16 protein-coding genes are annotated in these 18,322 nt (G+C 31.8%); 5 read left to right on the plus strand and 11 right to left on the minus strand.

Annotated elements, in window-relative coordinates:
* The first annotated feature begins 647 nt into the window (after nucleotides 1–647).
* From rsp to MHI13_RS19545, 3 genes are all read left to right on the plus strand, one after another.
* Nucleotides 648–2,753 carry an AraC family transcriptional regulator Rsp gene (gene rsp, locus MHI13_RS19535; protein ID WP_002469680.1) on the plus strand — a complete coding sequence of 702 codons (2,106 nt, stop codon included), beginning with the start codon at nucleotides 648–650 and terminating at the stop codon, nucleotides 2,751–2,753.
* Between the two features lie 62 nt (nucleotides 2,754–2,815).
* Nucleotides 2,816–3,244: a pyridoxamine 5'-phosphate oxidase family protein gene (locus MHI13_RS19540; protein ID WP_422785080.1), complete on the plus strand. Its 429-nt coding sequence runs from the start codon at nucleotides 2,816–2,818 to the stop codon at nucleotides 3,242–3,244.
* Nucleotides 3,245–3,586: 342 nt separating this feature from the next.
* Entirely contained in the window at nucleotides 3,587–3,937 is a 351-nt protein-coding gene (locus MHI13_RS19545; RefSeq protein ID WP_002432288.1) for a DUF4889 domain-containing protein, read from the plus strand.
* Nucleotides 3,938–4,106: 169 nt separating this feature from the next.
* Here MHI13_RS19545 and MHI13_RS19550 read toward each other — a convergent pair whose 3' ends face one another.
* The 3 genes from MHI13_RS19550 to MHI13_RS19560 all read right to left on the minus strand — a co-directional run bounded on the left by MHI13_RS19550 (nucleotide 4,107) and on the right by MHI13_RS19560 (nucleotide 6,672).
* Nucleotides 4,107–5,387 (minus strand): cation:dicarboxylate symporter family transporter, encoded by a 1,281-nt coding sequence (locus MHI13_RS19550; RefSeq protein ID WP_002432290.1) that lies wholly within the window; start codon nucleotides 5,385–5,387, stop codon nucleotides 4,107–4,109.
* Nucleotides 5,388–5,567: 180 nt separating this feature from the next.
* Nucleotides 5,568–5,933, minus strand: a complete 366-nt coding sequence (locus tag MHI13_RS19555) for a DUF3139 domain-containing protein (RefSeq protein WP_002432567.1) — start codon at nucleotides 5,931–5,933, stop codon at nucleotides 5,568–5,570.
* 109 nt (nucleotides 5,934–6,042) lie between these two features.
* Nucleotides 6,043–6,672 carry a nitroreductase family protein gene (locus MHI13_RS19560; protein ID WP_002432670.1) on the minus strand — a complete coding sequence of 210 codons (630 nt, stop codon included), beginning with the start codon at nucleotides 6,670–6,672 and terminating at the stop codon, nucleotides 6,043–6,045.
* Between the two features lie 165 nt (nucleotides 6,673–6,837).
* Between MHI13_RS19560 and MHI13_RS19565 the strand changes: the two genes are divergently transcribed.
* Nucleotides 6,838–7,284 (plus strand): MarR family winged helix-turn-helix transcriptional regulator, encoded by a 447-nt coding sequence (locus MHI13_RS19565; protein WP_002432941.1) that lies wholly within the window; start codon nucleotides 6,838–6,840, stop codon nucleotides 7,282–7,284.
* 290 nt (nucleotides 7,285–7,574) lie between these two features.
* Nucleotides 7,575–7,991, plus strand: coding sequence for an Hsp20/alpha crystallin family protein (locus tag MHI13_RS19570; protein ID WP_002432517.1), 417 nt, complete (start codon nucleotides 7,575–7,577; stop codon nucleotides 7,989–7,991).
* Between the two features lie 100 nt (nucleotides 7,992–8,091).
* On the opposite strand, the gene MHI13_RS19575 is transcribed toward MHI13_RS19570, so the two are convergent.
* From MHI13_RS19575 to MHI13_RS19610, 8 genes are all read right to left on the minus strand, one after another.
* Entirely contained in the window at nucleotides 8,092–9,264 is a 1,173-nt protein-coding gene (locus MHI13_RS19575; protein WP_002432809.1) for a nitrate/nitrite transporter, read from the minus strand.
* 321 nt (nucleotides 9,265–9,585) lie between these two features.
* Complete coding sequence (nreC, locus tag MHI13_RS19580) at nucleotides 9,586–10,242, minus strand: nitrate respiration regulation response regulator NreC (RefSeq protein ID WP_002432902.1); 657 nt, start codon at nucleotides 10,240–10,242, stop codon at nucleotides 9,586–9,588.
* Nucleotides 10,243–10,260: 18 nt separating this feature from the next.
* The gene (locus tag MHI13_RS19585; protein WP_002432760.1) at nucleotides 10,261–11,295 is read right to left on the minus strand and encodes a sensor histidine kinase; all 1,035 of its coding nucleotides are present in this window, start codon (nucleotides 11,293–11,295) and stop codon (nucleotides 10,261–10,263) included.
* Between the two features lie 9 nt (nucleotides 11,296–11,304).
* Nucleotides 11,305–11,757, minus strand: a complete 453-nt coding sequence (gene nreA, locus MHI13_RS19590) for a nitrate respiration regulation accessory nitrate sensor NreA (RefSeq protein WP_002432590.1) — start codon at nucleotides 11,755–11,757, stop codon at nucleotides 11,305–11,307.
* Nucleotides 11,758–11,776: 19 nt separating this feature from the next.
* Nucleotides 11,777–12,454 carry a respiratory nitrate reductase subunit gamma gene (gene narI, locus MHI13_RS19595; RefSeq protein WP_002432285.1) on the minus strand — a complete coding sequence of 226 codons (678 nt, stop codon included), beginning with the start codon at nucleotides 12,452–12,454 and terminating at the stop codon, nucleotides 11,777–11,779.
* The gene (gene narJ, locus MHI13_RS19600; protein WP_002432808.1) at nucleotides 12,447–13,022 is read right to left on the minus strand and encodes a nitrate reductase molybdenum cofactor assembly chaperone; all 576 of its coding nucleotides are present in this window, start codon (nucleotides 13,020–13,022) and stop codon (nucleotides 12,447–12,449) included. Before narJ ends, narI begins: the two co-directional genes overlap by 8 nt.
* Nucleotides 13,015–14,568, minus strand: coding sequence for a nitrate reductase subunit beta (narH, locus tag MHI13_RS19605; RefSeq protein WP_002432673.1), 1,554 nt, complete (start codon nucleotides 14,566–14,568; stop codon nucleotides 13,015–13,017). Before narH ends, narJ begins: the two co-directional genes overlap by 8 nt.
* A complete protein-coding gene (locus MHI13_RS19610; RefSeq protein ID WP_340761854.1) occupies nucleotides 14,558–18,241 on the minus strand; it encodes a nitrate reductase subunit alpha in 3,684 nt (1,227 codons plus the stop codon). Before MHI13_RS19610 ends, narH begins: the two co-directional genes overlap by 11 nt.
* Between the last annotated feature and the right edge of the window lie 81 nt (nucleotides 18,242–18,322).

Here is an 18,322-nt window from a genome sequence, read left to right on the forward strand (position 1 = left end):
TGTGTTTCAATAATTTGTCTTAACATTAATTAGTCTTGATGTTGATTCCTGATGTTTGAGAAGAATGAATTTTATTCTTGTTGATCTTATGCTTCGATGTTATGCATTCTTCTTATTCCATGGTGTCATTTCTTTCTAGATGACTTAACTTGAGTTGGTTGATGAATAAGTTTCGAGAAAATTATTAAGTATAACTGAATTTTTCTAGTTGTTTATTCTATTAGTATAGTTAAACAATTAAATAATAGAAAATGTGTGCTATTCTTTGTTGTCTCTCTCTTTATGCTGTTGATTCTTGATGTATTAACATACATAGTACATTTATTGCTACGATTTCCATCCAAAAATTAATTCACTATAAAATTAATCGCAAATCGTCTAAAAATTTACATTAACTTCTTTTTAGAATTTCAATTGGGTCGAAATCTATATTTATTATGTACTAAAAAATTCGTTTGCACTCTATCCAAAATTTTCAAAATAAGAACTCTATATTTCTAAATAATTATTTGTATTGTGTGCTACTTATAATTTTTGATTGGTTGCTTAACTTTACAAGGAAAAATTTTTATATTTCTCTATTACTATTTCAAGACGAATCGATTATAATAACATTTATTATTCTATAAGGAGCACAGTGCCGAATTATGACATGTCATTTAAATATTTATCAACAGTATCATTCACCCCCAACTCGAAATATCAATCGAATCATTTTAATGTTCTCACTTACAAATCATCTAGAAATTACGATTAATGGTGAAACTAAAGATTTAGATAATCATATTGCTATTATTAATCAAGCTGATATTTTTTATGTAAATCAATCCTCGAACTTGGTTATGCTCTCTATTCCTGTATTTTATTTCTATAGTGAGGATGAAAATTTCTTCAAATGTTATTTTGATCGACATTTACTTCAATCTAGCGGTTTTGTAAAAAATATTATTTTACAATCAATTCATCATTATATGAACGAAGAAGAGCAAGATACTCAAGCTATTTCAAAAATTATTCAGACTTTATTTAAGGAAACAGTGATAAGATACAAGGAAAAATATATCCCTCAAGTTGCTATCAATCATCCAATATTTATCCAAGGACTTAGCTACATTCATTCCAAAGTTTCAGATACGTTATCATTACGCGAAGTTGCAAATTATTGTAATATCTCTGAATCATATTGTTCAAATTTATTTGTTCGCTACTTAAATATGAACTTTAAAGATTACTTTACAAGTTTAAAAGTCATTTATGCCATAAAATTGCTATTATCTACAGATGATTCAATCAATGCGATTTCTGAACGCTCTGGTTTTAGTAGTCATACGAACTTCACTAATCAATTCAAAAATCATCTAGGCTTTAGTCCCAAACAATTCCGTTCTATGATCTCTAAAATTTCATTAAATCCAGTAATGGATTTTAGCCAAACTCATTTTTGGGATTACAAAGATTTAATCAATCAATTTGAATTTAATGATCAATTAGCAACTGAAATTACTGAGATAGATCTTAATCAATTTAATCCTAAAGATCATACCAAAAGCTCTAAAGCATTTATCCGATTTGAAAACTTTAACAAATTATTCCAGTTCGTTTTTAACGAGTACTACGATATCGATTTCTCTTATTTGCCACAACCCGTAGTATTTATCCAAGATATTAACGATATCGCAATTAGTCATATTAACCTTAATTTGTTAAATCGTTGTTTTGAAAAGTTATTCGAAATGGATATCGGTCTAGCAATGCAAATTAATTCTACGCAACAATTTGAAGCAATTAATCAAATCATATTATCATTTTTACAAAGCAATCAAGATTATAAGAATAATAAAAAGCTAGTTAAGCTCATGCTTGTTTTTAATTCAGAATATATGACTGTAAACGAAATCCATTTATGTCATTTAAAAATTAAAAATAAAAATCGTGAAATTAGGTATGGTATCACCGTTGAAGGTTTACTTCGTGATTCGCCTTCCATTGATCAAACTTACGATATAATGAAACGTCTTAACTTTGATTACTATTTCATTGACATTGAGAATCTTGAAACTAAAAATTTGTTATTAACCAAGCGTAAGACATATCATCATTCATCTACTCATTTTGAAAATTACAAGCAATTTATGCTAGATTCAGGAATTCCAACTACAAATTTTGTATACAATAATTTATCACTTAAGTGTTTTAAATATACCAATAATGGCACTAATCCATTACAGTTATCAGATTTAGTATGTCACCTTATCGCCCTTATGAGATACGGTGGTGGCATAAGTTATCAACTTATCGACGATCACTCACAATATATAGCTTTATTTAATAATTATGGTAGCCCTTTACCTTTAATGCACATTTATAAAATGGGTGATTCATTTGTTGACGAACCTTTAGAACTTGGGAATAACTATCTAATAAGCCGTAAAGATGGAAATTATCATATCTTATTATTTAATAAAATCAATGATCGTTATTTATCTGATAGTAAACAGAAGTTCATTTTCAAAAATAATTTAAAAAAGAACTCACTCATTATTATAAAAACGTTAAATAATGAGCACGGTTCAATCCAAAATCTACTTCCTAAAAGCAAAGAATTATTATATATAGAACGTAATATACTTGAAGAATTAGATAAATGTAATCGCCCTAAAACAGAATTAGCTATTCAAGAAGAAAACAACAAACCATTCCAAATGACTTTGAAGCATGATGAAGTTAAATATATATGTTTTAAACCCATTTAAGTGATACAAGTGTCTGAGTTTATCATCATCAATGAATGGATATATTAACTATTAAGGAGATGATGATTTTGGATATACAAAAAGCAACTCAAGCAATTGAAAAAGTATTAGAAACTTCTAAAGTTGGCGTATTATCAACTGCTTATAATAACAAACCTAATAGTAGATATATGGTTTTCTATAATGATGATTTAACGTTATATACTAAAACTAGTATTAATTCAGTAAAAGTTGATGAAATTGAAGATAATCCACACGCTTACATTCTTTTAGGCTACAATGAGACAACTAATAATAGCTTTGTTGAAATTGATGCTCAAATTGAAGTAGTTAAAGATCAGAAAGTCATTGATTGGTTATGGGAAACACAAGATAAGACATTCTTCGATTCTAAACAAGATCCAGAATTGTGCGTCTTAAAAGTAATTCCTAAATCAATTAAATTAATGAATGATGATGAGTTAGATACTCCTATCACAATTGAAATTTAATATTTTAAAAGATACCGGAGAGGACAATGACATTGATTTGTTCCTCTCCCTATTTGTTTTTAAATTTCTTTTGTAAGAAACTCTGTATATTGGTGGCCTTACCAGTAAGGTTTACTATAATTGTAAGAAGAATAATAAAGACGTATCTTCAATTTAGTTATCTATTCCTAATGTTTTAAAATACTAAAATAGTTTATATATTAGCCAAGTTTTACGTTTTAAATATTATAATTTTATGAATTTTGAAAGTGTTTTATTTCGTGATTTTTGAAAATATGATTGCAATGTAATCTCAAGTTCTGTATAAATGAAGTAACATAAATAAAGGAGTTTTATTCAACTATGAAAAATAAAAAAGCTTTAGGTTTTGGACTTATCGCAATTATGCTTGTGCTATGTATCGTACTTGTCATTATGATGATGGTAGGTGGTAAAAAAGATACATACTACGGTATTATGAAAAATAGTACTACTATAGATAAAATGATTAGCGAAAAAGATGAAAAAATTGAAAAGAATGTTAAATTACCTTCGAACGCTAATGTTTCTGTAAAAAAAGAAGACTTTGTAATGATCTTTAAAGATGAAAAGTCAGGAAAAATCACAAAAGTTAAAAAAGTAAAACACGATGATGTACCTCATGGTTTAATGTCTAAAATTCATGATATGAAAGGCATGAACCACGGCATGTAAACGAATATTGAAAGAACTAAAAAGACCTTGAAGTGGAATAATGTTCCCCACCTCAAGGTCTTTTTAATTTATTTATGTATATTGTTTTCATTTGTCTGACGACAAATGCATAAGCGAATCTAAAAACTTAAGTTTTAAGATTCGCTAAAAAAATGTCAGATATAGATTTTTATAGTGAATTAAGATACTTTTGGCCTTTTTCTTTATCGTATACCTTCTCCCATTTCGCAACAACAATCGTTGATAAAGCGTTACCCATTACGTTAACGCATGTGCGAACCATGTCTAGTAATCGGTCAATTCCGATAATTAATGCAAGACCTTGTGCTGGCAAGTGCATAGAGCCTAATGTTGTTAATAAAACTACAATAGAAACACCTGGAACCCCAGCCATACCTTTAGAAGCAATCATTAACGTAGCCATTAACACTATTTGTTCTGTTAACGATAAATGTACATCATACATTTGAGCTACAAATAATGCTGCAATTGATTGATATAATGCGGATCCGTCTAAGTTGAATGAATAACCTATTGGAATAACGAATGACGTTACATCTTTTGGCGCACCAAAATTTTCCATTTTCTTCATAATAACTGGTAATACTGCTTCTGAACTTGAAGTTGAAAATGCTAGTAACAACTCGCTTTTTAAAATTTTCATGATTGAGAAGATACTAACTCCAACCATTCGAGCAACAATTCCTAATACAACTACAACAAAGAAAATCATTGCTCCAACTACTACTAATAAAAGTTTTAATAATGGAACTAAAGCTGATACTCCAAATGTCATAACAGTTGTACATATAAATGCAAATACTCCTATTGGAGCAAGTTTTAAGATTTTATTAATCATCCAAAACACTGCTTCTAATGTGCCACTTAGAAAACCTTTAACTGGTTCAGCTTTTTCTCCTATTGCTGCGAGACCTAAACCAAAAAATACTGCAAAGAATATAATTGGTAATAAATCACCTTTAGCTAATGATTCAAATAGATTGGTTGGCACAATATTTACAATAGTATCAATTAAATGATTACCGTATGTAGAAGCTTGTTCAGCTGAATGTGCAGAAGATTGATATTTAGAAATGTCACCTTTAGGTAGTTTATTATAATCTAATCCGGCACCTGGTTTGAACAGGTTACCAATTATAATACCTAACCCAATAGCAACTGTCGTTATAATTTCAAAGTAAAGGATTGCTTTCCATCCATAACTGCCTACCTTTTTCGAATCCCCTAAATTCGATATAGACAAAGCAAGTGCACAGAATACAATCGGAATAATGATCATTTTTATTAAATTTAAGAATATGTCACCAAAAGGCTTTATATAATTTGCTAAATTATCTTGTCCAAATAATAAAAGTCCTACGATGACACCTAGTACCAAAGCAATAATAACTTGCGTTGGTAAACTTATTTTTCTCTTGAATAGAGCCATAATGCAAACTCCCCTTCATCTGACATCACTTAATTATATCAGATAATATTAAAATAGCTACTTAAATTTTAAAGCTATTAATAAATAAAATATTTATGACTTGAAGTCAAATATGTTCTTAATAGTGAAAAAACACACGACTTCAAAGTGGATCATGAAGTCGTGTGTACTCTAAATTATTTATTTAGATGGTTTATAATTTTTATCAAAATCACTATGTTTCGCTTTCTTTATGCTTTTCTTCGTTTCACTATCAAAGCCTTCTACAAATATACCTTTATTCGTACTAATTGGTTGCATAACATAAGTGACATTAGATTCATCTTTGAAAACGATTTCTTTGTAATACATCCCTTTTTTAGCACTATATAAGTTATCTTGCTTTTTAATTTTATCTTGTAAATGATGTTCTTTGATATAACTATCCATAAGTTCGATATTTTTATGACCTTGATAACTTTTTAGACCAAAGAAAAATACTATGGCTAAAATAAGTGAAATGATTAATATAATAATTATTCTTAAAATGACTTGTTTTCTACTCATGATAGAAACTCCTTTTATACTTATCTTATTAAGTATGAACTAAAAGTTGGTTATAGAAAAGAGATTATTTAACATTGTAACAAAATGTTCTCATCCCATGAATATTGCTTTATAAATATTCTCTCACTTCATCAACAGGTAGTCTTACAGAACCATGAGCCTCTTGGGCTTTTTTACCAATAGCAATTGCTAATACTGGGACATATCTATCTGAATCATAACCAATAATCTTAGCGATATTTTCTTTATCAAAGCCACCAATAGGATTTGTGTCATATCCATAAGCTTTAGCAGTTAGCATAAATTGCATAGCCATTAAACTACTATCAATATTTACAATGTCCTTCATACCTTCTCTTGACAAACTTTTATAATAAGGAAGAATCCATTCTAACATTTGAGTTTTAATTTCCTCTGTCATATGGGCTTGGTCTACTGCATCATTATAAATTTGTTCAGCTTTTTCGTAATTTTGTAAATCTCCGAAAATAATCACCATAGCCGAAGAAGTAATAAGTTGTCTTGAATTAAAACCAAAAGCTTCTTTGATTTTTTCTTTTCCTTCGTCACTCTCTACAACAGCAATTCTCCATGGTTGCATATTAACTGATGAAGGCGCTTTTGTAGCTTTAGTAATCATTTCATCCATTTCTTCGTGAGGAATTTTATATCCACTATCGAATACCTTTACTGATTTTCTTCCGTTAAGTACTTCATTGAAATTATTTAATCTTGTCATGAGATAATACTCCTTTATTCTGTATTTATTTGAGTTTCAAAATCAAACAAAATATATTCAAATGTCGTCTAAATTTAATTTAAAACAATTTGATTATAGTGATGAAATCGGCACTTGACAAGTCATACACTTCATAATATTGTTACTTTAACAAGGAGTGATTAAATGTATGTAGAGAATAGTTATTTAAGTAAACAATTATGTTTTTTATTTTATGTTTCTTCAAAAGAAATCATAAAGAAGTACACAAATTACCTCAAAGAGTATGAATTAACATACACAGGGTATATTGTACTAATGGCGATCGAAAATGATGAGAAACTTAATATTAAAAAACTAGGTGAGCGAGTCTTTTTAGATTCAGGCACACTTACACCACTGCTCAAGAAATTAGAAAAGAAAGATTACGTTGTTCGAAGTCGTGAAGAAAAAGATGAACGAAATCTTCAAATTTCACTAACTGAACGAGGTAAAGAAATTAAAAAACCGTTATCTGAAATATCAATGAAAGTCTATAGTGAATTCGATATTAATCAAGATGAAGCTAAAGAATTAATTGAAAACTTGCAAAATTTTGTATCTAAAAATTTTGACAATAGTATAGAAAAGTGATACTTGTAGAGAAAAAGACAAAAGTAGACTTTTTGAAAATCTTAGGCAAATTCAACTTCAGCATTAACGACACAATTTAATAACATCAGTATGTATAGTAAGCTTTTGTCTTATTCTCTCGTACAATTTTTGACTTTTTTTATCCCCTAATTCCTACTAAACTTATAGAATACCTATTTTTTATTAAGTGTTATCACTTTACCTCTTTTCGCTCTCTTAATATAATGTAGTTGAAAAATTATTCTAATATATTCTAACTACTCATTTAACACTTTAAGGAGTGAATTCTAATGAATAATAATGATTTTTTCAATAATAATTTCTTCAAAAATGATCCTAGCGAATTATTTAAAGACTTAGGGAAACAAGTATACAATCAATTTTCATCAAGAGCATTTCCTACTAATATTTATGATAAAAATGATGCTTATGTATTAGAAGCTGAACTTCCTGGTTTAAGCAAAGAAGATATTTCACTTAAATTTGAACAACATATTTTAACTATTAAAGCATACAAAAAAATCAATAATGAAAATTATAAATCACAACTTAATGAACGTTCTAATGGTGAATTAGAAAGACGCTTTGAATTCGATGATATTGATAAAGAAGGTATAGTAGCTAATTACACTGATGGCGTTTTATATGTCACATTACCTAAACAAATCAATGAAGATGACAAAGCTACTACAATTTCAATTCAATAATAATAAAAGAACCCTCAACTCTGAAAAAAGTTGAGGGTTTTTACTGTATAATATGCAAAAATATGTTAAATACAATTATTTATCTACATATTAACTAACATTAGTCACTATAGAGTGTTGTACCTATTACAGTCTCTTTTTTATATAAATGAACCATTGTGATTAAAGCGATAAGTGCAAATAGTACTAATAAACCAAATGCAAGATGACTTGAACCTGTTAGTCCTGTGACAAATGTAATCACTAAAGGTGGGAAGAAACCACCCAAACCTCCCATCATAGAAACAATTCCATTTGCAGAGCCTGCTTCTTTCGAGAAATAAGAAGGTACTAACTTAAACACGAGGCCATTACCTATGCCTGCACAAACGCTTATAGTTAAACAACCAATAGTAAAATAGATGATTCCATCGAATAAAGTTAAAATTAAACCTCCAATAATCATTATTACAAAATCTATAATGAGTACCTTCACAGCATTAAATTTATCCCCTAAAATGCCACCAAGTGGACGTAAAAATGTTGCAAGAGCTATAAAAATACCTGATCGAATCCCTGCATCTACCTTATCGATAGTAAAATGATGCACTAAATAATTTGGTAAGAATAATCCAAATGCAACAAACGCACCAAAAGTTATGAAGTACCAAAAACTCAAATAGTATAATTTATAATTTTTAGCCAATACTTTGACTTGAGATATTAACGGTACTTTGACTTTAGGTTCTTTATTATCTCCCAATAAGAACATTAATACTGCAAACAAGCTGATAATGATTAAATAACTTCTTACGGTATTTTGCCACCCTATTAATCCTGCCAAAACAGGTGCACAAAAAGATGAAATTGCTGTTCCTATATTGCCCATTCCATAAATTCCGTTAGCTAATCCAACTTTATCTTTTGTAAAATATTTAGGTAGCGCAGTTACTCCTACTGAGAATATCGCCCCACCGACTCCTAGAAAGAAGCCACAAATTATAAGCATCGTCGTACTTTGGGCTTGTCCTAAGAAAAATATTGGGAATAGCAACACTATAAAACTACTAAAGAATACCCATTTGGCACCTATAATATTTGTAAGGTACCCAAAAGGAACTCTTAAAACTGATCCTAAAATAACAGGTATAGCTAAAATAATAGAAATTTGACTAGCAGAAATTTTAATATCTTGAGTGATAAATGGCATTAACGGAGATATAATACTCCACGCCATAAAACCTACTATCAAACTAAACGTTTGTAATGTAAGCTGGTAAACTCCTTTTTTCATTTCTTTTTCACCTTCATTAAGTTGATAGAATAATGATTAGTACCATGTCTATGTTTAAGAGAGGTCAAAATAATGAAATCTATAAATAATACATACGGGAATAGACATAGTACTAATTACAACTTTATTTTAGTTTTATTGTGAAAAAATGAACATAAGGATTTACCCTTAATATACTCAGCTTTTTCCCTATAAAAATAATTAAAAGTGTAACTCTAAAAATTAACATCGTATGATACCTGCTAATTTTAAAGCACAAAAAAATCCTAAAAAATGATGAGCTTATCATCTTTTAGGACTTGATTAATCAACAATATGTTTTTAAAACTCGAGTAATTTCTTTTTTAGTGCATATTCAACTAGTTCAGGTTTACTCTTAAGGTTGAGTTTATTCATGATATGTGTTTTATGTGCTTCAACTGTTTTCACTGAAACAAATAACTTTTCAGCTATATCTTTATTACCATAACCTTTTGCAATAAGCGGTAGTATTTCAAGTTCTCTTTTTGATAATATCTTAAAGGGATCTGAAGAATAACTTACTTCTTCCTGATGAGATTGATTAATAAACTCATTTACTAAAGAAGTGGTCATCTTCATATCTACATATGTTTCTCCTTTATATACTGTTCTTACAGCTAAAATTAATTGCTCATCAGGTGCATTTTTTAAAATATATCCTTTCGCTCCACTTTTTAAAACGTGAAATAGGTATTCCTCATCATCATACATCGTTAAAATAAGAATCTTAGTTTCTGGAAAACTTTCTGAAATTTTACTTGTAGCGACTAACCCTGATTCACCAGGTGGCATGCTCAAATCTAAAATTAAAACATCCGGTTTATACTCTAAAACCTTTTGATATGCTTCAACACCATCAGCTGCTGTTGCGACAACTTCCATATCTTCTTGATAGTTTAATATCATCGAAAATCCTGTTCTTACTACAGCGTGGTCATCTGCTATAACGATCTTCACATTCATTCCCCCACTATTTTAAATAGGTATGTCTAGTGTGACTATGGTTCCTTTATTGAGGTGTGATTCAATATTAATATTTCCATTTACTAATTCCGCACGCTCTCTCATACCGTAAAAGCCTAGTCCTGATCCTCTGGGCTTGTCATCCAAATTAAAACCTTTACCTCTATCTACTACTTCCGCTAACAAGCGATGTTCACTTTTACTAATATGAACCTCTATTTCATTTACTTCTGCGTACTTTAACGCATTTAGAACCGCTTCTTGAATCACACGATAGACAACAGTTTCAACTTCATTATCAAACCGTAATCCTTTAATATTGGAATGGTAATTAATTTGAATACCATAATTTTCTTCAAATTGCTTAAAGTAGGAATTAAAAGCGGCTTCTATGCCTAAATCATCTAATGACGAAGGACGTAGTTCCACTGATAGATTACGAATGTCATCGATGAGTTGCGACACTAAACCTTCTATTTGTTGCGTACTTTCAACAACTGTTTCATCTTGAAACTTGTATTTTAAAAGTCGTAGTTCAACATCAATATTTAACATTTCTTGAATCACGCTATCATGTAACTCACGAGAAATGCGCTTTCTTTCATTCTCTTGGGCTTGTATAGATTTGTGAAGCATTTTCTGTTGATACATTTTCTCCTGTCTTTCAATTTGTGGAGAAACATTTTGCAAAGTAAAAGCACTAATTCCTCTTTCATCATCAATAGTTTGATAAGTAGCTGTATAAGGTTCTATTTTATTGTCCTTTGTCTTCATAAATACTTGGAAGTTTGATTTCTGCAAATGATTCGCTTCTAAAAAGCATTCTTCACATGACTGTAAATCATATTCATTAGAATATCCTTCACAGCGATTGCAAATGGCATGCGTCATTGCTTTATAATTATCTTCTTCAGATAATATATCTCTAGCAGCTCCGTTCATTGCAATAATTTTGCCAAGACGATCGACAAAGACAATCTTTTCAGTCGTACTATCATAATATTTATGCAACAAGTCTTCTACATTTAATTCAAATTTATTTAGCATCATATTCACCTAATTCGTTTCTGTAAAAAACCCTATTTGACTTTGAATATCAAGTTGTTCTAAAGACTGTGGCAGAGGATGATGATTTCTTTGACCTAACAATAATACTCCATACATTTGATGTTCAAGCCATAGTGGAACTGCTACAACAGCTGTTAACGATTCATTCAAAATAATTGGAAAGGCAATTTTCTCTGCTTGAGTTAGTGCTGTATCTACATCAGCAATTACCATGCGTTTTCCCGTTTTCATTACAGTCCCAGCTAAACCTCTTCCTTTTCTTAATATAATTAACTTATATCGTTCGTTCGTATTACCTGAAACATATTTCCATTTGATTGGCGATGATCTAAGCGAACGTTCATACATCGCAATCCCCCCAAAATCATAACCACCATCTATTCTCAATCGGTCTAAATTATTCTGTAAACTTTGATTGTTTAATAAGGATTCTGGTCTCAATTTTCCCATCCTCTCGTCATCAAACTTTATTCTTGCGATAAATAATATATCTTCTATTCATATATGAAATAGGTACACTCCATACGTGGACTAATCTTGTAAATGGCCAACAAGCAAATATTGTAAATCCTAGTAAAATGTGCAATTTAAAAGACCAAGGGACGTAAATCATAAAATCAGCATTAGGTGTAAACATAAACAGATGTCTAAACCATATCGCTATAGTTTGACGATAATCAAAATCAGGTTGAACTGCGTTGGTGAAAATTGTTGAATAACAACCCATAATTAATATAATCACTAATAAAATATTAACGACAATATCAGAAGTTGAACTAAGTTTCCTAACATTTTTAATAGTTAATCTTCTTGAAGTAAGAAGTATCATTCCTAACAATGTTATTATACCAAAAATACTACCAATATATACTGCTCCTATGTGATAGATGTGATTATTAACACCTATAGATTCAAGCCAATTTGCTGGAATCAACAAACCTACAACATGACCAAAGAATACTGGAATCACGCCAAGATGAAACATTAAACTTCCCCATTTTAACTGTTTCTTTTCAATTAATTCACTTGATTTAGCCGTCCAAGAAAATTGATCATATTTATAACGAGCAATATGTCCAATAACAAAAATACTTAAACATAAATAAGGATAAATGACCCATGTAAATTGATTAAGCATGATTTCCCACCACTTTATTAGAAACAATACATGCTTTTAAAGTTTGTCTTAACGCTTTGATGACATACGCATAAGGGTTGTTATTTTTAGCAAGATGATTAGCCATCTCATAAGTCCCATCCTCAATAATCATGATAATTAATTTTAAATTGTCTTCTGCACGAACATCATTTTCCCACCGAGCTACTTGCAAAAATTGAAGCATTAATGGTAAGTAATCCGATAATTCATTGTCTATCATTTTAAGACCAAACATTTCATATAACACTTTAAGTTTAGCTAACATTTGCCCACGTTCTTTTTGAGTATCAAATCGATTATATGTCATGTATAGAGGATAGTTTTTACTGAAATCAAATGTGTCTGTATAAATTGCTTTAATTTCGGACAAAGAATAATTCATTATTATTTCTCTAAATGCACATAAATCTTCGTATGCTGGGTGAGATGCTTCAATTGTTTCTTGAAACACATTAGGGTGAAAGGTTAACTTTTCTGGAAAGTTAATTTGTTGGCCCAAGTAACCTAAACTTTCTTGATATTGAGCTAATTTCTGAAGATTAATCACGGAAAATCCCTCCATAGAAGTTATCATTGTATATCTCTTGTCCTGATTTACCTGAGCCAACTGCTACACCACAACCTTCACAATTTGCACCAAAGTATTCTCCACCATAACCTTGACTACCTTGTGCTCTATAGGTATCTAAATATGTTTCTTTGTGCGAAGTTGGAACAACAAAACGATCTTCATATTTGGCAATTCCTAATAAACGATACATGTCATTTAATTGACTTTCTGTTAAATTCAATCGTTCAAGCTTAGACACATCGAATGGTTGTTGAGTCACTTTCGCTCTCATATAGCTTCGCATCATCGCCATTTTTTGTAACCCTAATTTTATTGGTGCTACATCACCAGCAGTTAATAAATTAGCTAAATATTCAATAGGTAATCGCATCTCTTCTATTGCTGGGAATATCATATCTGAGTTATTTCCAGCATTTTGCCCTTCAAAATAGCTCATAATTGGACTTAACGGTGGACAGTACCATACCATCGGCATCGTTCTAAATTCTGGATGTAATGGAAAAGCCATCTTATATTCCACTGCTAATTTATACACTGGAGAATTTTGAGCTGCAGTAATCCATTCATGACTGATACCTTCTCTTTCGGCTTCGGCAATCACCTCTTCATCAAATGGGTCTAAAAATAAGTCTAGTTGTTTTTCATATAAATCCTCTTCATTAGTTGCAGAAGCCGCTTCTTGCACTCGATCTGCATCATATAACATCACACCTAGGTATCTCATTCTACCTGTACATGTTTCAGAACACACTGTTGGCATGCCCGCTTCGATTCTAGGAAAACAAAACGTACATTTTTCTGCTTTATTCGTTTTCCAATTAAAATATACTTTTTTATAAGGACATCCTGTCATACAATAACGCCAGCCTCGACAAGCGTCTTGGTCAACTAATACAATCCCATCTTCATCTCTTTTATACATTGCGCCTGAGGGACAAGAAGCAACACAACTTGGATTAAGACAATGTTCACACAAACGTGGTAAATACATCATAAATGTTTCATCAAATTGAAATTTGATATCTTCTTCAATTTGTTGAATGTTAGGGTCTTTAGGACCTGTAACGTGGCCACCGGCTAAATCATCTTCCCAGTTAGGCCCCCACTCTAAGTCAAGCTTGTCACCAGAAATGAGAGAGTGTGCCTTAGCAACAGGAGAATGTTTCCCCTCCTTAGCAGTAGTTAAATGCTCGTAATTATATGTCCAGGGTTCATAATAATCTTTAATCAAAGGCATATCTGGATTGTAAAAGATTTTACCTAAAGCAATTTTTGACCATCTATTTCCAGATTTTAATTCAAGTTGACCTTTCTTATTTAACACCCAACCACCTTTATAATGGCTTTGATCCTCCCAACGCTTAGGATAGCCAACACCTGGCTTTGTTTCTACATTATTAAACCACATATATTCAGCACCAGGTCTGTTAGTCCAAGTGTTTTTGCATGTCACACTACATGTATGACAACCAATACATTTGTCTAAGTTCAGCACCATTGCTATCTGCGCTTTAATCTTCAAGCCAATTCACCTCTTTCATTTTTCTTACCGCAACATATACATCTCTTTGGTTTCCAATCGGACCATAGTAATTAAAGTGATAACTAATTTGAGCGTAACCTCCAACTAATTGTGTAGGCTTTAGGTGAATTCTAGTAGGTGCATTATGAGAGCCTCCACGAGTATCTGTGATTTCTGAACCAGGTGTTTCAATATGTTTATCTTGTGCATGATACATAAACATTGTTCCTTTAGGCATACGATGTGATGTTACAGCTCTCGCGGTTACAACACCATTTCGGTTGTACACTTCTAACCAATCATTGTCTTTAATGTCATGTTCTTCTGCATCTTCGTTTGATAGCCATACTACAGGCCCACCTCTAAATAGCGTCAGCATACGTTCATTGTCCTGATAAGTTGAATGAATATTCCATTTACCATGTGGGGTTAAATATCTAAGTACTAAAGCATCTTGCCCACCTTTAACTTTCTTATCTCGTGTTCCAAATACCATTGGTGGTAATGTTGGTTTATAAACGGGTAAGCTTTCTCCAAACTGTTGAAATATTTCATGATCGATATAATAGCTTTGTCTACCTGTTAATGTTCTAAATGGTACGAGTCTCTCAATATTAGTTGTGAAAGGAGAGTATCTTCGACCATTTTTATTAGAACCTGGAAATACCGCCGTTGGAATTACTTCTCGTGGTTGTGATGTTATATTCAAAAATGAAATCTTCTCTGAAGCACGAGCTTGAGAGATATCCTTCAATGGCATTCCAGTTTGATGTTCTAAATCTTCATAAGATAGTTGTGATAATTTCCCATTAGTCGCAGAGGAAATATTTAATATTGCATCTGCGACTTTACGTGCAGTGTCAATTCGAGGTCGATGATTTCTTACCGAGTTTTTATCATTATCATTCCATGTACCGAGCATGCTTTTCAGTTCTTCATATTCATCTTTTACACTGAAACTTACTCCATGAGCGCCTACGTTGGCTTTTTCAAGTAAAGGACCAAGCGTGACAAATTTATCGTAAATTTTAGTGTAATCACGTTCTACAATGGCAAAGTTGGGCATTGTTTTTCCTGGAATACCTTCAATTTCACCTTTCGACCAATCTTTAACAATTCCAAATTCAGAACCTAATTCTTGTTTAGAATCATGACCTAGAGGTGTTGTTACAACATCTTTGAATGTTCCTGGTAAATAATCCTTTGCCATTTCTGAAATTGCTTTACTTAAAGTTTTATAAATATCCCAATCTGAGCGTGATTCCCATAAAGGATCTATCGCAGGATTGAAAGGATGTATAAATGGATGCATATCTGTTGAAGATAAATCGTGTTTTTCATACCAAGTTGCAGCTGGTAGAACTATATCGGAATATAAAGGCGTCGCAGTCATTCTAAAATCTAATGACACTATTAAGTCTAATTTACCAACAGTATCTTCTCTCCATTTAATTTCTGAAGGTTTATCATCTTCATTAGGTTCAGCCATTAAACCTGACCGTGTGCCTAATAAATGTTTCATGAAATATTCTTGGCCTTTAGCGGAACTGGATATTAAGTTTGATCTCCAAACAAATAGTGTTTTAGGATGGTTCTTTCTTAAATCTGGATCTTCAATTGCAAATTGAGTCTCTTTATTTTTTATTGAGTCAATTGCTTTTTTAAGAATAGCCTCATTAGAGTCGTTTCCTTCCTCTTTGGCTTCTTCTCCGAACAACAGACTATTTTTATTAAATTGAGGATATGAAGGTAGCCAACCTAATCGAGCAGCTGTCACATTGTAATCTGCTGGATGTTGAAGCTTAATATTCTCAGCTAATGGTGATTTAAATTGATCAACATTTGACTCCTCATATTTCCATTGATCTGTTGCAAAATAGAACCAACTTGTACCATTTTGTAAACGTGGCGGTCCTTGCCAATCCTTAGCAAAGGCAACAGTATTCCATCCTTCAATAGGTCGACACTTTTCTTGACCTACATAATGTGCCCAACCGCCTCCATTGACTCCTTGACATCCACAAAGTATTACTAAATTTAAAATCGAACGGTAAATCGTATCTGAATTAAACCAATGATTAATGCCTGCGCCCATAATAATCATAGACCGTCCATCCGTATCAATTGCATTTTGAGCGAATTCTTTAGCAACTTGAATGACTAATCCTCTATTGATACCAGTAATAGATTCTTGCCATGCTGGTGTATATTTGGATTTAACGTCATCATAGGATTGAGCTTCAAGTTCATGGTTAAAACGTTGAATACCATATTGACTCGCCATAAGGTCATAAACAGTTGATATATATACTTCTTGATCATTAGACAATCTAATCTTGCGAGATGGAATAGGTCTCTTAAACACGCCGTCACCCTTACTATCAAAGTATGGGAACTGGATAGTTTGTAATTCATAATCTTCTTCAACCATAGATAAAGCCGGATTAATTTTTGTTCCATCTTCATTCTCTAATTTTAAATTCCATTTCTTACCTTCTTCCCAACGCTGGCCCATCGTTCCATTTGGTACTACTAATTGTTGACTTTCACAATCAAAAATTACTGGCTTCCATTCACTATTCTCACTATCAATACCTAAATCACTTGCTCGTAAAAATCGACCTGCTTTATAACCATTTTCATCTTGATCTAACATAATCACGAACGGCATATCAGTATATTGCTTCGCATAATTGATAAACATATCGTTAGGTTCATTTTCATAAAATTCCTGTAAAATAACGTGCGTCATAGCTTGCGCTACTGCAGCATCTGTACCTGGATGAGGCGCTAACCAATTGTCAGCAAATTTCACGTTTTCTGCATAATCTGGTGCAACTGAAATGACTTTAGTCCCTTTATATCTTACTTCAGTCATAAAATGTGCGTCTGGTGTTCGTGTTAATGGTACATTGGATCCCCACATGATAATGTAAGCAGCGTTATACCAATCACTCGATTCAGGTACGTCTGTTTGTTCTCCCCATATTTGAGGTGAAGCAGGAGGTAAGTCAGCGTACCAGTCATAGAAGCTAAGCATTTCTCCGCCCAATAGATTAATAAATCTTGCTCCTGAGGCATAACTAATCATAGACATTGCAGGTATAGGAGTGAATCCTGCAATTCGGTCAGGACCATCTTTTTTAATCGTATATAAAATTTGTGCTGCAATAATATCTGTTACGTCTCTCCAGTTTGCTCTAACATGACCACCTTTTCCTCGAGCTTCTTTATATGCTTTAGCTTTATTTTCATCTTCTACTATAGAGGCCCATGCTGCGATTCGATTGCCGTTATTTTCCTCTAATGCTTGAGTCCATAAATCTAATAATTTCCCTCTAATGTATGGATATTTTACTCTTAGAGGACTGTACTCATACCATGAAAATGAAGCGCCCCTTGGACATCCACGAGGTTCAAATTCCGGCATATCAGGTCCGCAACTTGGGTAGTCAGTTTGTTGATTTTCCCAAGTAATCACTCCATTTTTAACAAATACTTTCCACGAGCATGAACCAGTACAATTGACGCCGTGAGTCGTTCTAACTACCTTATCATGGCTCCATCTTTCACGATACATTTTCTCCCATTCTCTACTCTTTTGCTCTAAAACTGACCAATTTCCATTAAACTTTTCAGTAGGCTTAAAGAAATTTAATCCAAATTTTCCCATTAATGACATCCTTCCACTTTGAATGCTTTTATCATTTCGCATTTATATCGTAGTATTCGTGTTCACAATGATTGTACATTT

The organism is Staphylococcus sp. FSL K6-0223 (assembly GCF_038008285.1).

Bases quoted from the DNA above. Each gene is read 5' to 3' on its own strand.
- MHI13_RS19585 (WP_002432760.1), bottom strand. From the start codon at position 11,295: ATGCTAAATAAATTTGAATTAAATGTAGAAGACTTGTTGCATAAATAT.
- MHI13_RS19555 (WP_002432567.1), bottom strand. From the start codon at position 5,933: ATGAGTAGAAAACAAGTCATTTTAAGAATAATTATTATATTAATCATT.
- MHI13_RS19545 (WP_002432288.1), top strand. From the start codon at position 3,587: ATGAAAAATAAAAAAGCTTTAGGTTTTGGACTTATCGCAATTATGCTT.
- MHI13_RS19560 (WP_002432670.1), bottom strand. From the start codon at position 6,672: ATGACAAGATTAAATAATTTCAATGAAGTACTTAACGGAAGAAAATCA.
- MHI13_RS19575 (WP_002432809.1), bottom strand. From the start codon at position 9,264: ATGAAAAAAGGAGTTTACCAGCTTACATTACAAACGTTTAGTTTGATA.
- MHI13_RS19540 (WP_422785080.1), top strand. From the start codon at position 2,816: ATGATTTTGGATATACAAAAAGCAACTCAAGCAATTGAAAAAGTATTA.
- MHI13_RS19570 (WP_002432517.1), top strand. From the start codon at position 7,575: ATGAATAATAATGATTTTTTCAATAATAATTTCTTCAAAAATGATCCT.
- narI (WP_002432285.1), bottom strand. From the start codon at position 12,454: ATGCTTAATCAATTTACATGGGTCATTTATCCTTATTTATGTTTAAGT.
- MHI13_RS19565 (WP_002432941.1), top strand. From the start codon at position 6,838: ATGTATGTAGAGAATAGTTATTTAAGTAAACAATTATGTTTTTTATTT.
- rsp (WP_002469680.1), top strand. From the start codon at position 648: ATGACATGTCATTTAAATATTTATCAACAGTATCATTCACCCCCAACT.
- MHI13_RS19550 (WP_002432290.1), bottom strand. From the start codon at position 5,387: ATGGCTCTATTCAAGAGAAAAATAAGTTTACCAACGCAAGTTATTATT.
- MHI13_RS19610 (WP_340761854.1), bottom strand. From the start codon at position 18,241: ATGGGAAAATTTGGATTAAATTTCTTTAAGCCTACTGAAAAGTTTAAT.